Source organism: Streptomyces sp. NPDC055287, from assembly GCF_053646035.1.
In genome coordinates this window covers 385,470-406,167 of the sequence record NZ_JBSHNE010000002.1, presented here as the reverse complement: position 1 = coordinate 406,167, position 20,698 = coordinate 385,470, and the positions used below count along the sequence as shown (strand labels likewise).

General features: G+C 71.3%; 15 protein-coding genes and 2 pseudogenes. 13 read left to right on the top strand and 4 right to left on the bottom strand.

Features of this window, described 5'->3' with window-relative positions; genetic code table 11:
* Window positions 1-13: 13 nt before the first annotated feature.
* The 6 genes and pseudogenes from ACWIHY_RS05145 to ACWIHY_RS05120 all read left to right on the top strand — a co-directional run bounded on the left by ACWIHY_RS05145 (window position 14) and on the right by ACWIHY_RS05120 (window position 6,139).
* Window positions 14-772, top strand: coding sequence for a hypothetical protein (locus ACWIHY_RS05145; protein ID WP_454374217.1), 759 nt, complete (start codon window positions 14-16; stop codon window positions 770-772).
* Window positions 769-2,109, top strand: coding sequence for an ATP-binding protein (locus ACWIHY_RS05140; protein ID WP_454374216.1), 1,341 nt, complete (start codon window positions 769-771; stop codon window positions 2,107-2,109). The genes ACWIHY_RS05145 and ACWIHY_RS05140 overlap by 4 nt, the downstream gene beginning before the upstream one ends.
* A 128-nt stretch (window positions 2,110-2,237) precedes the next feature.
* The gene (locus ACWIHY_RS05135; protein WP_454374215.1) at window positions 2,238-2,606 is read left to right on the top strand and encodes an SH3 domain-containing protein; all 369 of its coding nucleotides are present in this window, start codon (window positions 2,238-2,240) and stop codon (window positions 2,604-2,606) included.
* Window positions 2,607-2,759: 153 nt separating this feature from the next.
* Window positions 2,760-4,139, top strand: coding sequence for an FtsW/RodA/SpoVE family cell cycle protein (locus ACWIHY_RS05130; protein WP_454374214.1), 1,380 nt, complete (start codon window positions 2,760-2,762; stop codon window positions 4,137-4,139).
* Window positions 4,136-5,590: pseudogene (locus ACWIHY_RS05125) on the top strand (penicillin-binding transpeptidase domain-containing protein); the annotation flags it as partial. The gene ACWIHY_RS05130 and the pseudogene ACWIHY_RS05125, both read left to right, overlap by 4 nt.
* A gap of 70 nt (window positions 5,591-5,660) precedes the next feature.
* Window positions 5,661-6,139: pseudogene (locus ACWIHY_RS05120) on the top strand (DUF3291 domain-containing protein).
* Here ACWIHY_RS05120 and ACWIHY_RS05115 read toward each other — a convergent pair.
* Together ACWIHY_RS05115 and ACWIHY_RS05110 are read right to left on the bottom strand one after the other, a co-directional pair.
* Complete coding sequence (locus ACWIHY_RS05115) at window positions 6,140-6,991, bottom strand: hypothetical protein (RefSeq protein WP_454374213.1); 852 nt, start codon at window positions 6,989-6,991, stop codon at window positions 6,140-6,142.
* A 132-nt stretch (window positions 6,992-7,123) separates the two neighbouring features.
* Entirely contained in the window at window positions 7,124-8,227 is a 1,104-nt protein-coding gene (locus tag ACWIHY_RS05110; protein WP_454374212.1) for a ferritin-like domain-containing protein, read from the bottom strand.
* Between the two features lie 190 nt (window positions 8,228-8,417).
* Between ACWIHY_RS05110 and ACWIHY_RS05105 the strand changes: the two genes are divergently transcribed.
* From ACWIHY_RS05105 to ACWIHY_RS05080, 6 genes are all read left to right on the top strand, one after another.
* The gene (locus ACWIHY_RS05105) at window positions 8,418-9,347 is read left to right on the top strand and encodes an AurF N-oxygenase family protein (protein ID WP_454374211.1); all 930 of its coding nucleotides are present in this window, start codon (window positions 8,418-8,420) and stop codon (window positions 9,345-9,347) included.
* A 29-nt stretch (window positions 9,348-9,376) separates the two neighbouring features.
* The gene (locus ACWIHY_RS05100; protein WP_454374210.1) at window positions 9,377-10,105 is read left to right on the top strand and encodes a TetR/AcrR family transcriptional regulator; all 729 of its coding nucleotides are present in this window, start codon (window positions 9,377-9,379) and stop codon (window positions 10,103-10,105) included.
* A gap of 25 nt (window positions 10,106-10,130) precedes the next feature.
* Entirely contained in the window at window positions 10,131-10,406 is a 276-nt protein-coding gene (locus tag ACWIHY_RS05095; protein ID WP_454374209.1) for a hypothetical protein, read from the top strand.
* Window positions 10,407-10,490: 84 nt separating this feature from the next.
* Window positions 10,491-13,277 (top strand): outer membrane protein assembly factor BamB family protein, encoded by a 2,787-nt coding sequence (locus tag ACWIHY_RS05090; RefSeq protein WP_454374208.1) that lies wholly within the window; start codon window positions 10,491-10,493, stop codon window positions 13,275-13,277.
* Window positions 13,278-13,461: 184 nt separating this feature from the next.
* Entirely contained in the window at window positions 13,462-14,676 is a 1,215-nt protein-coding gene (locus ACWIHY_RS05085) for an NlpC/P60 family protein (protein WP_454374207.1), read from the top strand.
* A 473-nt stretch (window positions 14,677-15,149) separates the two neighbouring features.
* The gene (locus ACWIHY_RS05080; protein ID WP_454374206.1) at window positions 15,150-15,554 is read left to right on the top strand and encodes a peptidase inhibitor family I36 protein; all 405 of its coding nucleotides are present in this window, start codon (window positions 15,150-15,152) and stop codon (window positions 15,552-15,554) included.
* A 692-nt stretch (window positions 15,555-16,246) separates the two neighbouring features.
* Here the strand turns inward: ACWIHY_RS05080 and ACWIHY_RS05075 are convergent.
* Complete coding sequence (locus tag ACWIHY_RS05075; RefSeq protein WP_454374205.1) at window positions 16,247-18,289, bottom strand: PA14 domain-containing protein; 2,043 nt, start codon at window positions 18,287-18,289, stop codon at window positions 16,247-16,249.
* Window positions 18,290-18,674: 385 nt separating this feature from the next.
* Between ACWIHY_RS05075 and ACWIHY_RS05070 the strand changes: the two genes are divergently transcribed.
* On the top strand, window positions 18,675-19,088 hold the full coding sequence (locus ACWIHY_RS05070) for a DUF6083 domain-containing protein (protein WP_454374204.1): 414 nt from the start codon (window positions 18,675-18,677) through the stop codon (window positions 19,086-19,088).
* A 345-nt stretch (window positions 19,089-19,433) separates the two neighbouring features.
* Here the strand turns inward: ACWIHY_RS05070 and ACWIHY_RS05065 are convergent, their stop codons facing one another.
* Window positions 19,434-20,669 carry a styrene monooxygenase/indole monooxygenase family protein gene (locus ACWIHY_RS05065; protein ID WP_454374203.1) on the bottom strand — a complete coding sequence of 412 codons (1,236 nt, stop codon included), beginning with the start codon at window positions 20,667-20,669 and terminating at the stop codon, window positions 19,434-19,436.
* Window positions 20,670-20,698: the final 29 nt, after the last annotated feature.

Genomic DNA, 20,698 nt, shown 5'->3' with positions numbered 1-20,698 from the left:
TGAGAGGGGAGCCTTGAGCGCGCACCGCCCCGCCCGCGCGGCACTGCTGCTCCTGACCGCCGCCGCGCTGTCGGCACTGCCGGCACTGTCCGGCTGCGCCGACGCGGGCGAACTCGAGAGCGCCGGGCCCACGCCCACGGCCATCGGCCCCACCCGCCTGTGGCCCGACCGGCCGCCCGCCACGGTCCCTCCGGTGGACTACGGCGAGGGCGAGACGGAGACGGTCCGCGGGATCAAGGTGCCGGGCGACAACGTGCGGGAGGTGCAGCCGGTGGCGGTCGCACAGGCCGAGCAGGCCGCGCATCCCGACGCCCTCAGCGGGCCCGACGGCATGTACGAGGAGACGGCCCGCCGGCTCCGGGAGTGCGACACGCGACCGAAGTCGTGCCCCGTGCTCAAGGCGTACTACCGGGACCTCACCGGCGACGACAAGGATGAACTGATCATCGGCGTCTCCATGCCGAAGGGGCAGCTCGCGGTGCGCTGCTACCTGGCCGAGAAGGGCCGGCTGACCCGCGTCATGGGCACCAGCGACGCCGTGATCGGCGTCGCACTGGCGGGCCGCGACCTGATCATCCGGGCGCCGTCGAACCTGCCGGGATACGAGTTCAGGACAGCCTGGTCCTGGGACGACCACCAGCACGCCATGCTCCCCACCCGCGACGAGATCCTGCGGGTGGACAAGGAGAGCGGCGAGACACTGCCGTCCCACTCGCACACGACCGTCCCCACCCCCACAGCGGCGGCCACCGCACCCGGCGGCCGCCCATGAGGCCCAAGCTGCCCGCCTGGACCGCGCGCCTCACCTGGAAGGCCGCGGCCTTCATCACCGTGATGTGCTGCGCGCTCGCGGCGCTCCTCGGCGCGCTCGTGCACGTCTCCGTGACGCACCAGACGCTCAACCAGGCCCGCGAGAAGGCGCTCACCCGACTGGAGGAGGCCACGCGGGCGTACGAGGCCGGCGATCCGCTGCCACCGGACACCGGCGTCGACCCGGAGGGACTGCCCGCCTCACTGCGCGACCTCGCCCTGTCCGGCCGGCACGGCACGCTCGTCAGCGAGCACGACGGCCACCCCACCATGTGGGCGGCGGCGCCGGCCGACCGGCGCGCCATGGCCGCCGAGATCGACTACAGCCAGGGCGCCGGTACGATCATGGGCCTGGACCGGGCCATCGTAGGTTCGTCCCTGCTCGCCATCTCCGCGACGCTGGTCGTCGGCGTCTTCGCCGTCACCCGCGTGACGCGCCGCCTGCACCAGACCGCCGGTGTGGCGCGCCGGATCAGCGCGGGCGACCTCGACGCCCGCGTCAACGACCCGCGTACCAGATCTCGTTCGCGACCCCAGGACGAAGTGGCCACCGTCGCGGGCGCCCTGGACGCGATGGCCTCCACCCTGCAGAAGAAGCTGCAGAGCGAGCAGCGTTTCACCGCCGATGTGGCCCACGAACTGCGTACCCCGCTGACCGGCCTGCACGCGGCCGCGGAACTGCTGCCGCCCGGCCGGCCGACGCAGCTCGTCCAGGACCGGGTACGGGCGATGCGGCTGCTGACCGAGGATCTGCTGGAGATCTCCCGGCTCGACGCGGGCAGTGAGCAGATCAGCCCGGACGTGCACCGCGTCGGCCCGCTCGCCGAGCGCGTGGCGCGCGGTCCGGTGCGCGGGCCCGGGACGCCGACGGAGGTGCGGATCGTACGGGACGCCTTCGTGGAGACCGACCGGCGGCGGCTGGAGCGGGTGCTGGGCAACCTGATCGGCAACGCCCACCAGCACGGCCTCGAACCGGTCGTACTGACCGTGGACGGGCCCGTGGTGACGGTGCGCGATCACGGCGAGGGCTTTCCCGAGTACCTCGTCGAGCACGGCCCGCAGCGCTTCAGGACCGAGCCGCGCACCGGAGCCAAGGGGCACGGTCTGGGCCTGACGATCGCCGTGGGCCAGGCGGCGGCCATCGGCGCGGAACTCACGTTCACGAACGCGGCGGACGGCGGGGCGCTCGCGACGCTGAGGCTGCCCGAAATCGCCGAAGACCCGGCGGATCCGACCGCCCCGGCGGACTCGGCGGCCCCCGACAGGCAGAACCGGCCCGGCCCCCTGCACACAGAGTGACGGATTGCGATCAGCGAGTGTCGAAATTAGTGTGAATCGGGCGAGTCGAGGGCCGGTTCGTTACTGACCGGAATCCCTCGCCGCCCTTCGCCGCGCGGCGAAGGCCTCTCACCCTGTCAGGAGCCAACATGCCCCTGCTCTCCCGGTCTCCGCTCTCCAGGCTCGGCCTGTCCGTCGCCGCAGGCGCCGTCGCCGCCCTGACCGCCGCGGGCCCCGCGCTCGCCGCAGCGGACCCCGCGAAGCCCAGCGCCGAGCGTTCCCACTCGTACAAGGGGCGCGTCATAGCCAAGTCGGGCCTGCTGCTGCGCGACAAGCCCACCCGCAGCAGCCGGGTCATCGGCAGCAAGCCGTACGGCGCGATCGTCCACATCTTCTGCAAGACCCGCGGCGGCAACGTGCTGGGCAACGACCGCTGGTACCTGCTGACCAACGGCACCTGGGCCTGGGGCTCGGCGCACTACATCTCGAACATCGGCGCCGCCCCGCGCTGGTGCTGACGCACCCGTAGCGCCGGCTGTCGGTGCGGCCCATCCACGGCCCGCTCACGGCCCGCTCGCGCCCGGAGAGTTCGGCCCCACGCCGCTCGAACTCCTCGGGCGTGAGCAGACATATACGGAGATACAGCCCGCTCGCTTGCTACGTTGCCTGACATGACCGCAACGACGGTGGACGCTCCCCCGCCCGACGTACGCCTCCCCCGGCGGCGCGGCGTCGAACTCTCGCTCCTCGTCGGCGCCGTCCTCATCGCCGTGTACGGCTACATCGACGTGGGCCTCACCAAGAACGACGCCGTACCCCCCGACGCCGCCGGCTACGGCGCCGGCCTCGGCGTGCTCGCGCTCCTCGCCCACCTCGCCGTCCGCTTCCGCGCCCCGTACGCCGACCCGCTGCTCCTGCCCATCGCGGTCCTCCTCAACGGCCTCGGCCTGGTGCTCATCTTCCGCCTCGACCTGGAGACGCCGAGAGACCAGGCCGCGCCCACCCAGCTCGTCTGGTCCACCCTCGGTGTCGCGCTCTTCATCGGCGTCGTGATCCTCCTCCGTGACCACCGCCTGCTCCAGCGGTACGCCTACATCTCGGTCGCCGTCGCCCTCGCCCTGATGACCGTGCCGATCTTCTTCCCCGCCGTGAACGGCGCGAAGATCTGGATCCGCGTCGGCGGCTTCTCCTTCCAGCCGGGCGAGTTCGCGAAGATCCTGCTCGCCGTCTTCTTCGCCGCCTACCTCGCGGCGAACCGCAACGCCCTCGCGTACACCGGCCGCAAGATCTGGAAGCTCCAGCTCCCCACCGGCCGCGTGCTCGGCCCGATCGTGGCGATCTGGCTGCTCAGTGTCGGCGTACTCGTCCTGGAGCGCGACCTCGGCACCTCGCTGCTCTTCTTCGGACTCTTCGTCATCCTGCTGTACGTCGCGACGGGCCGCACCGGCTGGATCGCCGTCGGCCTGCTCCTCGCGGCGGTCGGCGCCTTCGTCGTCGGCTCGCTCGAACCGCACGTCCACAGCCGCGTCCAGGACTGGCTGCACCCCTTCGCCTCCATCGACGCCGGCCGGGGCCCCGGCCAGCTCGCCCAGTCGCTCTTCGCCTTCGCCGCCGGCGGCATGCTCGGCGCCGGGCTCGGGGCCGGCGAGTCCATCCTGATCGGCTTCGCCGCCAAGTCGGACTTCATCCTGGCGACGGCGGGCGAGGAGCTGGGCCTGTCCGGACTCACGGCGATCTTCCTGCTGTACGCCCTGCTCGTCGCCCGCGGCTACCGGGCGGGCCTCGCGCTGCGCGACCCCTTCGGGCGGCTGCTCGCCATCGGCCTCGCCTCGATCCTCGCCCTCCAGGTGTTCGTCATCGCGGGCGGCGTGATGGGTCTGATCCCGCTGACCGGCATGGCGATGCCCTTCCTCGCGCAGGGCGGCTCGTCCGTCGTCACCAACTGGATCATCGTGGCGCTGCTGATCCGGGTCAGCGACTCGGCCCGCCGGCCCCAGCCCGAGCACGTCGAGACCGGCATCATCGCCCCCGTCGTGGAGGACGACCAGTGATCCGCTACATCCGCCGCGCGGCCGGATTCTGCCTGCTGCTGCTCGTCGCGCTGCTGCTGAACACCGCCCGCATCCAGATCTTCCAGGCAGAGGCGCTGGACGACAACCCCGCCAACCGCCGTCAGACCATCGCCCGTTACGCACAGAAGCGGGGCAACATCGTCGTCGACGGGAAGCCGGTCACCGGGTCCCGGGACAGCGGTGAGCAGTTGCGGTATGAAAGAACGTATCCGCACGGGCCGTTGTACGCGCCCGTCACCGGCTACGCCTCCCAGACGTACGGCACGACCCTCCTCGAGAACGCCGAGGACGACATCCTCTCCGGCACCGACTCGATGCTCGCCCCGCTCCCCCTGTGGAACGAGGTCACCCGCTCACGGCAGCCCGGCGGCAACGTCGTCACCACCATCGAGGGCGCGGTCCAGCGGGCGGCGTACAACGGGCTCGACGGCAGGAAGGGCGCCGTCGCGGCGGTCCAGCCGACGTCGGGGAAGATCCTGGCGCTGGTCAGCAGCCCGTCGTACGACCCGGAGGAGCTGTCGGGCACCGGGAAGCGGGTCACGGACGCGTGGGCGCGGCTGAACGGCTCACCGAGCCGGCCGATGCTCAACCGGGCCATCCGGCAGACGTACCCGCCGGGGTCCACCTTCAAGATCGTGACGGCGGCCGCGGCGCTCGACACCGAGGTGGTGACGGACATCGGCGCGCCGACGAAGACGCCCGACCCGTACGTCCTGCCCGGCACCAGCACCACACTTCCCAACGAGGCGAGCGGCTGCCGCAACGCGTCGCTGGAGTACGCGATCCGGGTCTCGTGCAACACGGTGATGGCGAACCTGGGCGTCCGGGTGGGACTGGCCGGAATGCTCGACACGGTGCAGAAGTTCGGGTTCAACGACGACGGGCTGAAGATCCCGCCCGGTGTCTCCAGGAGCAACTTCGACACCACCATGACCGCCGACCAGCTGGCGCTCTCCTCCATCGGCCAGTACGACACCCGGGCGACGCCGCTCCAGATGGCGATGGTCGCCGCGGCGGTCGCCAACGGCGGCGAGCTCAAGTCCCCGTACCTGGTGGACCGGACGACCCGGTCGGACGGTGATGTCGTGGCGCAGAACAGCCAGAAGTCCCTGCACCAGGCGATGAATCCGGCCACCGCCACCCAGCTCCAGCAGATGATGGTCGACGTCGTGCGGAACGGGACCGGCACGAACGCCGCGATTCCCGGCGTCAGGGTCGGCGGCAAGACGGGCACGGCGCAGCACGGCGTCGACAACACGGGGACGCCGTACGCCTGGTTCATCTCCTGGGCGCACGAGGACGGCGACGGCCAGCCGGCGGTCGCGGTGGCGGTAGTCGTGGAGGACGCGTCGGCGGACCGCGCCGACATCAGCGGCGGCGGCAGCGCAGCGCCGATCGCGCGGGCGGTGATGCGTGCGGCGCTGGACGACTCAGCGCGTGGGCGTCTCGGTCCGCGAAACGGCCCGGGGGCGCCGACCGTACGCGTCTATCGCGCGGCCCATGCCTACTGACTCGGCAGCCGCTCCCGCGTACGAACTCGCCCAAGTGAACATCTCCCGCCTGAAGTTCCCGCTGGACTCGCCGGAGCTCAAGGACTTCGTGGACGCGCTGGACCCGGTGAACGCGGTGGCCGACAGCGCGGACGGGTTCATATGGCGGCTGCAGAGCGACGCGGGCAACGCGACGGACGTGCAGATCTTCGGGGACGAGTGGCTGATCGTGAACATGACGGTGTGGCGCGACACCGACGCGCTGACCGCGTTCATGTACCAGGGACAGCACCGGGAGCTGCTCACCAGGCGCCACGAGTGGTTCGAGCGCGTCACGGAAATGAAGACGGCGCTGTGGTGGGTGGAGGCGGGCTGCCGCCCGGCGGTGGCCGACGCCGAGAAGGCGCTCCTGCGCCTGCGCGAGCACGGCCGACGCCGGAGGCCTTCACGTTGCGTACGACGTTCCCGGCCCCCGGCGGCGCCGCGTGATCAGCCGATCGGCTGCCGGGCCTCTTCGCGCACCTTGAGGGTGGTCTCGGCCACCTTGCCGAGGTCGACGGACTCGGGGTCCTGCTTCGAGGTCTCGGGGGTGACGACGGCGACCGAGGCGCCCGTGTTCTCGTCCGCCCAGGCGCACATCGGCATGGTGACCGTGCTGCCGTTCTGCGTCGAGGTCAGCACCTGGCAGGTCACCGTGATGCCGGAGCCGGCCGGAGTGATGTCCTTGGCGGGGACGGCCAGGCTCGCGCCCTGTCCGTCCTCGGCGCCAGCCATCATCTTCTCGCGGGCGCTCTCCGGGTCCTTGAACTGGCCGTACATGCCCGAGATGACCAGGACGCTGAGCTCGGTCGGCGAGCCGGACGTGTACTGGCCGACGGCCGGCCGGGGGTTACGGACCTTCGAGTCGTACGTCCCGGCCAGGGCCTCCTTGCCCTTGGTCTGCGACAGGTCCTGGGCCAGCTTGAAGTCGCCGTCCAGCATGGTCTGCGGAACCGTCAGCTTGTACTCGGCCTTGGGGAAGCCGGCTCCACTGGCCACGGATCCGGCCTCGGAGACCAGGCTCACCGCGAACCCGACGGCGGCCAGGCCCACCACGGACGCGGCGACGATCCCGATCACCATGCCGGTCCGCTTCTTGGGCGGCGGCGGTCCCATGGGCGGCTGCCCCCAGGCGCCCTGGCCGGGGTGCTGCTGCGGCGGGTAGGGCTGGCCCGGGTACGGCTGCTGCTGCGGGAACTGCTGCGACTGCGGGGCCTGCTGGGGGTACTGCTGGCCGTACGGATTCGGCGGCTGCGGGGGCCCGTACGGGCCGGGGGGCTGCTGGGGCGGCGGCATGGTCATGCCCGGAACGCTACTTCACGCACCCGGCCGGAAACCGCCCAGGCCCCCCGAGGTCCCCGGCGCCTCCGCCCGCCCGGTCCTCGCGAAGGCCGCTGCTGGCACGCGCAGTTGCGTGCCCCATGCAGGCGGATGTCAGGCCGCGCCCTCCGCGATCGCCCTCTCGATCTCCGCCACCCGCTCCGCGTCCTCCGCCTCGAAGCGCTGCCTGTCGAGGGCCTCCGCGATCTCCTCGTCCTCGGTCATGAGGAGGTCCAGGTTGGAGTCGCCCATCTCGAAGACGCCCATGTCGAGGTACGCCTTCTGCAGCCGCTCGCCCCACAGACCGATGTCCTTGACGCACGGGACGATGCGGCTGAAGAGGAGCTTGCGGAAGAGGTGCAGGAACTCGGACTGCTCCGTGTACTCCTCGGCCTCCTTCTTCGACACACCGAAGTTCTCCAGCACCTCGACGCCGCGCAGCCGGTCGCGCATCAGGTAGCAGCCCTCGATGACGAACTCCTCACGCTCCCGGAGTTCCGCGTCGGACAGCTGCTTGTAGTAGTCGCGCAGAGCCATCCTGCCGAAGGCGACGTGCCTGGCCTCGTCCTGCATGACGTACGCGAGGATCTGCTTGGGCAGCGGCTTGTCCGTGGTGTCGCGGATCATGCCGAAGGCGGCGAGCGCCAGGCCCTCGATGAGCACCTGCATGCCCAGGTACGGCATGTCCCAGCGGGAATCGCGCAGGGTGTCGCCCAGCAGCCCCTGGAGGCTGTCGTTGACCGGGTAGAGCATCCCGACCTTCTCGTGCAGGAAACGGCTGTAGATCTCCGCGTGCCTGGCCTCGTCCATGGTCTGGGTGGCGGAGTACAGCTTCGCGTCGAGGTCGGGGACGGACTCGACGATCCGCGCCGCGCACACCATCGCGCCCTGCTCGCCGTGCAGGAACTGGCTGAACTGCCAGGAGGAGTAGTGCCGGCGCAGATCGCCCTTGTCCCTGTCGGTCATCTTCGCCCAGTGGCGGGTGCCATAGAGGTTGAGCGCCTCGTCGGGGGTGCCGAGCGGGTCGTACGGGTCGACCTCGATGCCCCAGTCGATGCGGGTCGCGCCGTCCCACTGCTTGTCCTTGCCCTTCTGGTAGAGCGCGAGGAGACGTGCGCGCCCTTCGTCGTACTCCCAGCTGAAGCGCGCCGCACCGGAAGCCGGCACCTGCCACAGCGGGTCCGACGGGGCCTTGGTGTAGAGCTCGTGCGTCGACACTGACGCCTCCTTGCCTCATATCCCGTGACACACCGGACAGTTGGCAGACTCACACGTTGATAGACGGCGGGTCAACAAGCGCGTCAACAAGTCGTGCGCGAGGGGTTGACCGCCTTGCTGACAAGCAGTCTCATAAGACCTGAACGCAGCCGTGACCCCCGGTAACCCAGCCCGTGAGGTGCCCCCCGCCATGACGACAGTGACCGAACGCGACGTACTCAGGGACGCACTCGGCCTCCTCAAGGACCGTGAGCAGGTCGCCGAGCGCCTGCTGGAGTCGTCCGCCAAGCACTCCTTCGACCCTGAGACGGAACTCGACTGGGCCGCACCGGTCGAGGAAGGCAAGTGGTTCTGGCCGCCCGAGCTCGTATCGCTCTACGACACTCCCCTGTGGCGGAGGATGTCCGAGGAGCAGCGCATGGACCTGGCCAGGCACGAGGCCGCGTCGCTCGCCTCCCTCGGCATCTGGTTCGAGATCATCCTGATGCAGCTGCTGGTCCGGCACATCTACGACAAGTCCGTGACCAGCAATCACGTGCGTTACGCGCTCACCGAGATCGCCGACGAGTGCCGCCACTCGATGATGTTCGCCAAGATGATCCAGAAGGGCGGCGCCCCCTCGTACCCGGTGCCGCGGCTCTACCACAACCTCGCGCGCGTCCTGAAGACCGTCTCGACGACGCCGGGGTCCTTCGCGGCCACCCTGCTCGGCGAGGAGATCCTCGACTGGATGCAGCGGCTGACGTTCCCGGACGAGCGCGTCCAGACCCTCGTGCGCGGCGTGACCCGCATCCACGTCGTCGAGGAGGCCCGCCATGTCCGGTACGCCCGTGAGGAGCTGCGCCGCCAGATGGTGACGGCGCCGGCCTGGGAGCGCGAACTGACCCGGGTGAGCTGCGGCGAGGCCGCGCGCGTCTTCTCGACGTGCTTCGTCAACCCGAAGGTGTACGAGAACGTCGGCCTCGACCGGCGCGAGGCCGTCGCCCAGGTGAAGGCGAGCGGCCACCGCACGGAGGTCATGCAGAACGGCGCGAAGCGGCTCACCGACTTCCTGGACGACATCGGCGTGCTCCAGGGCGTCGGCCGCAGGCTCTGGAAGAGCTCGGGACTCCTCGCGTAAACGGTCAAATGTGGGGCTACGCTGCCGACATGACCCCGGCAGCGACCACACCCGCGTACCGCAGGCTCAGCGTCGAGGAGCGTCGCAGTCAGCTCCTCGACGCCGCCCTGTCGCTCTTCGCTCACCGGGCCCCCGAGGACGTCTCGCTGGACGACGTGGCGGAGGCGGCCGGGGTGTCGCGACCGCTCGTGTACCGCTATTTCCCCGGCGGCAAGCAGCAGTTGTACGAGGCCGCGCTCGGCTCCGCCGCCGACGAGCTCAAGCTGTGCTTCGCCGAGCCGCAGACCGGACCCCTCACCCGGCGCCTCACCCGCGCCCTCGACCGCTACCTGGCGTTCGTCGACGAGCACGACGCCGGATTCAGCGCGCTGCTCCAGGGCGGCAGCGTCGCCGAGACCTCGCGTACGACCGCTACCGTCGACGGGGTGCGGCGGGCCGCGGCCGAGCAGATCCTGACGCATCTCGGAGTCGCGGGGACGGCCGGGCCCCGGCTGCGGATGATGGTGCGCACCTGGATCACGGCCGTCGAAGCGGCCTCCCTCATCTGGCTGGACGAGGACAAGCAGCCGCCGGCCGGCGAGCTGCGGGACTGGCTCGTCGACCACTTCATCGCGCTGCTGACCGTGACGGCGGCGACGGACGCGCAGACGGCGGACGTCACGCGGGCGGCGCTGACGACCGAGACGGCGGACGGCCCGGCGGGGGTACTGGCGCGGCGGGTGATCCCGGTGATCGCCGAGGCGGCGCACCTCCTGTGACCTCCGGCCCTGCGAGACTGGCCGGGTGAGAAGCGAGAACACGCCCTTCGAGGGCGGCCCCCTGGACGGGCGGGTGCTGCCGGTCCTCGTCGGGCCGACCGGACACCCGCCGAAGTGGTACGAGGTGCCCGTGCCGGACGACGACGGCGGGCCGCCGACCGTGCACGCCTACCTGCGCGTTCCCGCCGGGTACAGCAAGCGCCTCGGACTCCAGCGGGGCTGGAAGTACGCGTACGCGCCGGACGGGCGTGAGCGCCACCGGCTCCGGTGGCCCTGGTCGAAACCGGACAGCACCCCATAAGATCGGCGGTTGTGCCGGACGTGGCCGCTGTGACCGGAGGAGCGGCCACGGCACGGTGACCACGGTTACCACAGGGGGTGCGCCTTGGAGGCGCTGCGTCAGGACGATCCACGCCGAATCGGGCCGTACGCCCTGCTGTTGCGCCTGCGCGAGACCGCGAGCGCCGTGCAGTACGTGGCGCACGCTCCCGACGGTGCGACGGCCGTGGTCGCGGTGGCCCGGCCGGAGCTGGCCGGCCTGCCGGCGTTCCGCCGCCGGTTCCAGGCGGAGGCACAGACTGCCGAACGGCTGGCCGGTGGCTGGGTGCAGGCACCGCTCGACTCCCGCGCCGACGCCGCCGAACCGTGGACGGCGACCGCGTACGTCCCCGCGCTCACCCTGGCCGAGGCGGTCGCGCTGGCCGGGCCGTTGCCGGAGCGGGCCGTACGCGTCCTGGGCGCCGCGCTCGCCGAGACCCTGTCCCGGGTGCACGCCACCGGCGCCGTGCTCCACGGCCTCGCCGCCGAGACCGTGCTGCTGGCCTCCGACGGGCCGCGCCTGACGGCGTTCGGCGCGCTGGGCGCTGCTGCGGCGGCCGAAGCGGGCCCCGGCGGCCAGTTGTCCGTACGCCTCGGATACCTCACCCCGGAGCAGCTGGCGGGCCAGGAGCCCGGCCCCGCGTCCGACATCTTCGTCCTCGGCCTGCTCCTGGCGTACGCGGCGACCGGGGCGACCCCGTGGGCGGCGGGCCCGCAGGACGGCGCCGCCGACCGCATCGCGCACGCGGAGCCGGAACTCGCGGCCGTGCCCGGTGAGTTGCGTACGCTGATCGCCCGCTGCCTGGCCAAGTCCCCGGCGGACCGCCCGGCCCCGGGCGCCCTGGCGGCGGAACTGGCCCTGGAGGGCGCTGCGGCCCTGGCGCGCCCCGGCTGGCTCCCGCACCCCGTGACCACCGCCCTCGCCACCCAGGCGTCCCAGGCGTCCTGGGCCCGGGCGGAGCAGCCCGCGGAACCACTCCTGCCACCGAACCCGGCGCCGACGCCGGGCCCGCCCGGCCCGGCGGCCGGCATCGGTGCGGGGGCGGGCGCCCCCGCGGAAGCCGGCCGGGTAGCCGGTGGTGCGCGGAATGGGCGGGCACTGGAGCCGACGGGGCTTCAGGACAGTGCGATGCCCGGCAGCGGTCGCGACGCCGGGGCGGACGTTTCCGGTGGGCTGACCAGGCGCCTCGTGGCGCGACGCGGGGCGGACGCCCCCACAGAGGACCTCAGCGGCGTGACCCGGCGCCTGGTGGCGCGACGCGACGCGGGCACGCTCCCCGGAGCCCCCGACGCCGGGCAGCCCGCCGGAGCGGCGCGAAGCACCGGAGGCGTAGGCGGAGGCGTACTCGTCCCCGCTCCGCCCCTGTCGCACCCCGTCGGCGCGCTCACCCTGCCGCCGGCCACCGTGGGCCCCCACGCCCCCGGCTCCGCCCCAGCGCAGCTCCCCGGGCCCGCGCCGATGCCATCCACCGCGCCCGCACCCGCCGCCCGCACCCGCACCCCCGGCGGCCTCGCCGACCGGATCGGCGGGATCAGCAGGCGCGGCCTGTTGGCCGGGATCGCGGCGGGCGCCGCCGGTCTTGTGGTGGGCGGGGGCGGAGTGCTGGCCCTCTCCGACGGCGAGGACGACGCGCCCCCGCCCCGGGCCGACGACCCCAAGCCCGCCGCCCGCCGCAAGCCGCTGCCCGGCGTCGCCCCCGATCCGCTCTGGCACTACCAGCACCCCGTCGCGCTCGCGGCCGGCGGGCCGCCCGCCCGCCTCTGGCGCGAACAGGTGCTCCTGGTTCCCGGCGAGGAACTGACGACCGGGCTGGACCTGCGTACCGGCCGCCCGCTCTGGGAGCAGAAGGCCGCCGGTACGAAGTACGGCCCGGAGGCGGCCGACGGAACGCACTGCTTCGTCGTCACCGCCACCGACTTCGTCTGGCTGGCGGCGAAGGACGGGCAGGTCGAGCACCGTACGCCGTACACCCCCATCCTGACGAGGGGCCAGAACAACACCCGGGCCACCCTGGGCGGGAGGGTGACCGCGGACGGTCCCGTCGTCTGGTTCTCCGGAAGGGTCGAGACCCTCGGCGGGAAGAAGAACAAGGTGACGCGTACGCGTACCTACCTCCTCGCGTACGACATGGCCGCGCGCAAGGAACTGTGGCGCACGGAGATGCCGAACGGCCGCCCCGGCCCCGTTCCCCGCTACGAGGCCGTCGGCCTCCGCCCCGGCAGCCTGCTCGTCCGCCAGGACACCGACTCCCTCACCGCGGACCAGAAGAAGAAGGCGAAGGGCAAGTCGGCCTTCATCCTCGTCGACCGCAGGACCGGCAAGACTCTGTGGCGCAAGTTCTTCCCCGGCGTCCGCCCCGACGCGGGCACCACCGACGACCCCGCAGGCCGGCTCTACGCGGCGGTGGACGGCGGCCTGCAGGCGTACGACACCCGCAACGGCAAGAGGCTCTGGCGGGCCAAGGACACGTCGGGCCCCGCCGACGACGCCCCCTTCGGCTTCGGCCGCGGCGTCCTGGGCGGCAGGACGCTGTACGTCCCGAGCGGCGACAACGACGTGTACGCCGTCGACACGGCATCCGGCGCCCGGCAGTGGAAACGCGCCACGGAGTACCCGGGCCGGGCCACCCCCCGGATCTCGCTCAGCGGCAGCGGCCGCACCGTCCTGGCGCTCAACGACACGCAGGCCACCGCGATCGACGCACGCGACGGCCGACGGCTGTGGAAGTTCCAGGACTCCGGCGTCACGGCCCCGGGCGCGGAGGACGCCTGGGCCTCGTACCGGGCGCAGACCCTCGCCGGCAAGGCGGTGCTGTGGCGCGGCCGCAACTTCTACGGGCTGCCCCTCGCCTGAGGCCGGATCCGGCGGGCCGGGCGGAGCGAGCGGTGCGGGGAGCCACGCCGGGCGCTCCGCTCATTACCCCTGGGCGGGTGACGGTGTTCGCCCATCCCGCCCAGTCACCCGCTCGTGGCCTCGACGCCGCCGCGCATCATCACCTAGGGGCCGGACCGCCCGGCCGCGAACCGGAGGTGATGACGTGTCAGGCAGACTTTCCCAGTCCGTCTGTACGGTGGCACTGGCCGCCGCCACAGTGCTCACTGCACTGCCGGCCCCAGCGAGCGCGGCGGTACCGGGCGCTCCCATCCCGCGGCCTCCCTCCCCAGCGTCTCCCGCGCCCGCGCCGCCCGCGCGAGGCGAGGCGACCGTCGCGGAGCTGCTGACGGAGCTCCAGAAGCTGTACCAGCGGGCCGAAGAGGCCAGCGAGACGTACAAGGCGACCGAGGAGTCCGTCAAGGAGCAGCTGGGCGAGGTCAAGAAGGTGACCTCCAGTCTCTCCAGGGCCCGGATCGCGCTGGCCGAGAGCCGGGGCGCGGCAGGCCGGCTGGCGCGCGAGCAGTACCAGGGGCGGACCGGTCTCTCCCCCTACCTGCGGCTGCTGCTGGCGCGGGACCCGCAGCACGCGCTGACGCAGGGCCACGTACTCCAGCGGGCGTCAGAGGACCGGGCGGCGACGATCGCGCGGCTGGAGAGCGGGGAGCGGCGGGCGGACGAGCTCGCGACCCGGGAGCGGTCGGCGCTCGACAAGCGGCAGACGCTCGCCAGGAAGCAGAAGAAGCAGCGCGACGCGGTACGGACGCGGCTCGGCGAGGTCGAGACGCTGCTGGCGTCGCTGACCGAGGAGCAGCTCGCCGATCTGGCCCGGCTGGAGGAGCGCAGGACCGGCGCGGCGCAGCGCGACCTGCTCGCCTCGGGGGCGCTCGGCAGCCCCGGGTCGGCCGCGACGCGCGCGCCTTCACGGCTGGGCGGGCGGGCGCTGGCATACGCCGTGCGGCAGATCGGGAAGCCGTACGTGTGGGGCGCGGAGGGGCCGGGGTCCTTCGACTGCTCGGGGCTCACGTCGCAGGCATGGGCGCACGCGGGGCGGGAGATCCCGCGCACGAGCCAGGAACAGTGGCGGCAGTTGCCGAAGGTGGCGTTGCCGGATCTGCGCCCCGGTGACCTGGTGATCTACTTCCCCAAGGCGACGCACGTGGCGATCTACCTGGGCAAGGGGCAGGTCGTGCAGGCGCCGCGCCCCGGGGCCCGGGTGAAGGTCTCCCCGATCGCGGCGAACCCCGTTCTGGGCGCGGTCCGCCCGGACCCGCAACTGAAGCCGCTGGCGTCGTACACCCCACCGAAGCTTCCGCGCGGCGCGGCGGCGGGGGAGGACAGGGGGTACGGGGAGGAGTCGGCGCCGGGGACCCGACCCTGACGAGCGCGTCCTCCCCCACCGGCCGGGCACGTGTGGAGCCCGGTCGGCGAGGGCGTCGGGGTTCGGGGGAACAGCGTCGCAGGCACCGCACACCGCACCCGCAGAGCTACGCTCCGGCGACCGAGGACACGCAGGCGTTCGTCTTCTCCGGGTCGGAGCAGTAGGCCCGCAAGTCAACGAACTCTCTACCTGCAACTCTCCTCAACGGGCGTGCTCTGGCGAAGCCTTGGGCCGTCTGTGGGCCGTCGATACGGCCAGTTCAGTACCCGTAGCTCAGGAGCAGTCCGAGCAACAGGGCGCGCGGACCGGGTCGATACGGCAGCGAGGGAGCTGCCAGCTGAACGCACTCCCCCATGGTGCGTCGAGCGCCACCAAGCCAGTCATGGACCCCGGCAAGCGGTCGCAGGGAAGCTGGAGAACTCCAAACCGAAAGGCTGACTATGCGACGAAAGCTGGCGAATTCACTGGCCTTATTGGCCACCGCGACCGCACTGGTGACGACTCTTTCGACGCCCACTCAAGCGTCGCCCTACCGCGACTGCCGGTACCCGTACGTGTGCCTGTACAACGGCGCCTACTACAACGGCAGCAAGCTCGTGCAGTACAGGGACGCCTACTACCAAACCCTTCCAAATAATCGGAAGGACAAAGCAGACTCCGCCGTCAATACGCGCAACGACGACTCGGTTTGGCTGATCGACACCCGCAGCCGCAACAGTCGCTATCTCTGCATCCCGGCAAATACGCAGGTCAACCTTGGAGACTACGCCCTCAATGGAAAGGGTACTTGGGCCAATGACGTCGACGCCATCCGCATCTGGAACGACAACGGCTTGTGTAGCGGAACGCGACACGTCACCCAGGGGATCATCCGTTGAGGCCAAGCAGCTCCCGAGCCGTCCTGCGAGCCGAACACTTGTAAGGGCGTGACGCCAGTCGGCAGTCTCGTGGTGGGGGCTCGCTCAGCGCGCACCCACCAATGACCCTCTGGCACCCGAACCGTCAAGCCGTCTTTTGACCCCTGTCGTGAACGGTCGCGATCGCCGTGCGCGTCCGCTCCTGGCTGCCTGGCATGAGGTGAGCGTAGATCCGTAGCGTCAAGGCCGCGTTGCTCGGCGCGGGGCGTGCTCGGGGGTGGGTAGAAAGACCGTCGTGGCTGGGGCGGTCCGCTCCACGGCTTTAGGCAGCCACGCTGGGGCGAGCCTCTGAGATCATGGCCCCGATTCGGGCTATTGCGGGCAGGCTGGGTGCTACCCGAATCGCGGCCAGCGTAAGGGGCCAAGCTAGAGCCTTCGATGTCATGGAGGCCACGAACCAGCGGCGGGAGTTTGCAACGTTCCCGCCGGGCCTACACCCGTAGTCCGAGCGCTCCGATAGCGGTCACCACACCCATGCCGCCACGGATCCTGCTTGCACAACAGCGGCATACTGCAACCACGGCAACCACCACCGCCCAGTAGCGTCCCTCCGGCGCCTCCTAGCGACCCGTATGGCCGTCGCTGACCGATCCGGCTAGGGCCTGTCGTCCGGATGAGCCCGGCAAGATCCGGACGACAGGCCCCCAGGTCCCTCAGACGCGGTCCTGGAAGACGGTGTACCAGGGGTACGTCCCCACCACGGCGCCGTCGGCCGTCACGGCCTCCAGGGTGTAGAAGTACGTATTCCCCTTCGTCGCCGTGGCGTCCTCCCACGTCCGGGCGTCCGCCGGGAGCAGTCCGTCGTGCTGGGGCTCGTACGCCTTGGTCGTCGGGTTCCACCGGCTCACGCGGTAGCCGGTGACCGTGGCGCAGCGGGCCGTGTCGGTGCACTGCCAGTCGACGGACGGACGAGTGGCCGTCCGGTTGTGGCCCAGACTGCCGAGGCTCCAGTCCCGGGTGACGGTCACGGACGGCCGGACGTCGAGCTCGGTGGCCTCGACCACGGTGACCTTCGGGTCGCTCGGGTGCAGCGTGTTGCCCCAGTGGTCCTTGGCCATCACCGCGTACACGTGCGTCTCGCCGTCCGGCAGGTTGCCGCAGAGGATCGCGAGCCAGTTGCTCGTGCCCTCCGAGCAGGTGTCGGGGCCGAGCCACTTGACCGTGCCATCGGCCTGCCGGACGCCCTTCCACACCACGTACTCGTCGATGTCGTCCTCGGGCGAGGCGGCCCAGCTCACCAGCATGCCGTCGTTGCGCGGGGTGACCTTCACGCCGGTGACCGGGCCGGGCGCCACGGTGTCGCCGGTGCGGACGACGACCGGCGCGGAGTACGCCGACTCGTTGCCGTACGGGTCCACCGCCGTGACGGCGTACGTCACGTACGTGTTCGCGGGCATGTCCACGTCGTAGCACTTGCCGCCGTTGCTCGCCTCGTCGCTCTCCTCCGCGACGCAGGTCACCTGGGTGCGCGCGGTCGGGTCGAACGTCTTGCCGGGCGAGCGGTACACGCGGTAGTGCCCGCCGTTGTCCCAGTCCTCGGAGAAACCGTCGGGCTGGCTCCAGTGCACGTTGGTGTAGCCGGGACGGGCGCCGGCCGTGACGCCGGTCGGAGACTTCGGTGGCATCCGGTCGACGCCGTCGCTGGTGACCGTCGCGTACGCCCCCGGGTTGCCGGCTGCGTCGAGGGCCCGGACCCGGTAGTACGTGTTCGTGTTCACGGCGCCGCTGGTCCGGTACGACGTCGTGGTCGTCGTGCCGCGCAGCTCGAACGGTCCGGCAGCCGCGGACGAGGCGTACACCTCGTACTTCGCCGTGTCGGCGACTCCCTGCCAGGTCAGGGTGTCCCACCACCCGTCGCCGGTGGCGACCGTGAGTCCGGTGGGGGCGGCCGGCCCGGTGCGGTCGACGGTCGTCGCCGTCACGTCCGGGCTGCCGGTGGACTCGCGGCCGACCTTGTCGACGGCACGGACCTCGTACAGGAAGGTCTGGCCCGTGGCGGGCGTCGCGTCCACGAAGGACGGGGAGGTGAGCGGCGACGCGCCGCTGACCTTCGCCCACGAGGTGGTGCTCAGCCGGCGGTACACGCGGTAACCGGCGAGGTCCATCTCCTTGTTCGCGGCCCAGCGCAAGGTGGTCTTCGAGGTGTCTCGGCTGTACGCGGCGGTGAGGCCGGCCGGGGCGAGCGGCTTGACCGTGTCGACGGCGGCCTCGGTGCGCGGGGTGTACGTGAAGGCGGCGTTGGCGACGCCGGTCCAGGCGACGTAGTCCACGCGGATCGTGTGCTTACCGGCCGACAGGCTCAGGTCGACGGTCTTGCGGGCGGTGGTGGAGACGTTCTTCCACAGGTCGACCGTCCGCTCTCCGTCGACGTAGACGCGCATGCCGTCCTGCGTGGCGGCGGAGAGCCGGAACGGGCCGCCGGAGCCGAAGTCCCGGGTGAGGGACCAGCGAACGGAGAAGTTGTCCTTGGGCAGCGTGACACCGGCCGGGTCGCCGGACCCGTAGTTCTCGCTGATGGCGGTGTCGCAGGCGGTGAGCTTCGGCGTGCCGCTGAAGGTGGAGTTGCCGAAGTACTGCGCCTTCCAGACGGGAGAGGTGCAGGTGACCGCCGCGGAGGCGGGGGCGGCGGTGATCAGGCCGCCGGTGGTGGCGAGCACGGCCGTCGCGGCCAGCGCGGACAGCCGGGTACGAGTCATCACAGAGAAAAGGGCCCCTTTCGGACCAAGGCGGATCACGTGAAAAGTCAGACGCCTGTGTGACTCGTGAGTCGGGGGCAGGGTTGTCCCCGACTCCCGCACGTTTTTTCGGGCAACGTCCCGACCGCTCACCCGTAGCGGCGCGGCGTCCAGGCGACACGCCTAGAGCTACGGATCGAAAGGCTGGCAGGCGGGGGTTCCCCCCAGCGGCCCGTCCGACGGTGTTTAGGGGTGACATGGCCCGATCCTGCCCCCGAGTGGGCAGCGTCGTCGTGTTTCGGCCGTGCACTGCCCGTCGTTGGTTGCTGGTTTCACCTGCCGTGCTGTCTCCGGTCTCGTCTGACGCCAGCACCCCCTTTCGTCCCGACTGGTTCGCGCTCTACGCATGTGCCGTCACACCGCCGACCCTCACGGTATGGGGGCTTTCAACGAGGGACCGCGGCGATTAGGGGGCGGCCAGACGCGTTGCCCGTTCTGCGGGATGCTGGCGGATCGGATGGCGACACTGGAGCAGGATTGGGTGTTATTGGAGCCGGACATGATGCCGCTGGCACACACGGTGCCAGCAGAGCACCGGTGGATCGTCCTGGCAGATGGCCGAGTGACGGTGTACGGGGTTTGTCCGCCGGATCCGTCGCAGCGGTGTCGGATCGAGCATCGCTTGGCGTGCCCGGCTCGGTCGCTGCCGGATCTGTGGCCGTGGTTGACGACGCTGCGGGAGGAGAATGCGCGGCGGGCGGCCCGGCAGACAGGTCCAGAGCCGCCAAAACCGCCGGAGGAGTGGCCGGACGCCGGGTAGGTCGACGCTTAGCCGAGGCAGCCGCGCTGGTGGCGTCAGCAACATGGACGCATGTGTGCGGTCAAAAGCAGGCTGCTGCGCTGCGGATGGTTCCGACCCCTGGCTTGGGCCGCAGATTGCTGGGGCAGTCGGTTGAACCTACAAGGCGGATGTCGACGGTCCGGAACCAACCGCGCCCCACCAGCGCAAAGACCCCCAGCCGATCAAGGCTGGGGGTCTTTGTCATCAGGCCTGACATCAACAGCGGCAGTCACTCACGGCCGGGCCTTCTGTGGGCCGTCCGAGGCCGGCCGACAACAGCCAACAACGACCAATGACGACTACCCCGCCGCTGGTCAGCGGCCGTCAGGCGCCGGCCACCGACGCCAGGTAAGCGTTCGTCTTCTCCGGGTCGTAGAAGAAGTTCTCGAAGTCCGCCGGGTCGTTGAAGCCGTTCGCGAAGCGGTCGGCCACCGGCTGGAGGCCGCCCGCCGCGCCGATCAGGTTCAGGACGTGCTCCGGTGGAACGCCCAGCATCGCGTTCGTCCACTTGGTGACGTGCTGCGCGGTGTCCCAGTACTGGTCGAACGCCGACTGCATCCAGGCCTCGTCGAACGGCTGGTCACCACGCGCCGTGATCGACGAGAGGTACGACGCGGCGCACTTCGACGCGGAGTTGGAGCCCTGCCCCGTGATCGGGTCGTTCGCGACGACCACGTCGGCGACACCCAGGACGAGTCCGCCGGACGGCAGCCGGCCGATCGGGTTGCGGACCGTCGGGGCGTACCGGCCCGCGAGCGTCGCGTTGGCGTCGGTCAGTTCGACCTTCGTCGCGCGCGCGTACTCCCACGGCAGGAACTTCTCCATCAGCTCCAGCGTGAGGGACAGGTGCTCGGAGGGGTCCTTCACCCCCTTGAACGCGTCCACGGGACCGCCGGGGACGCCCTCCCAGAAGAGGATGTCCGCGCGACCCGAGGTGGTGAGGGTCGGCATGACGAACAGCTCGCCGACACCCGGCACCAGGTTGCAGCGGACCGCGTCGAACTCCGGGTGCTCGGGGCGCGGGCCGAGCCCGTGGACGTACGCCACGGCGAGTGCGCGCTGCGGCGCGTCGTACGGGGAACGGGACGCGTCGCGGCCGAACATCGAGACCAGCTCGCCCTTGCCCGCCGACACCATGACGAGGTCGTACGTACGGGAGAAGTAGTCGAGGTCGGAAACGGCCGCCCCGTGGATGACGAGCTGCCCGCCGCGCTGCGCGAACGTCTCCATCCAGCCGGCCATCTTCACGCGCTGGTCGACGGACTGGGCGTAACCGTCCAGCTTTCCGACCCAGTCGACGGCCCGGGAGGAGTCCGGCGCGGCGACGGAGACGCCGAGGCCCTCGATCTTCGGAGCCTGCGACTCCCAGAAGTTGATCTGGAGGTCGCGCTCGTGCTGGAGGGCGGTGTGGAACATGCACTGCGTCGACATGACCCGGCCCGACCGGATCTCGTCCGCCGTGCGGTTGGACATCAGGGTGACCTCGTACCCGCGGGTCTGGAGTCCGAGGGCGAGCTGGAGACCGGACTGACCGGCTCCGACTATGAGTATCTTCCGCATGGCGGGGTTCTCCGTTGAGTAGCTGTTCG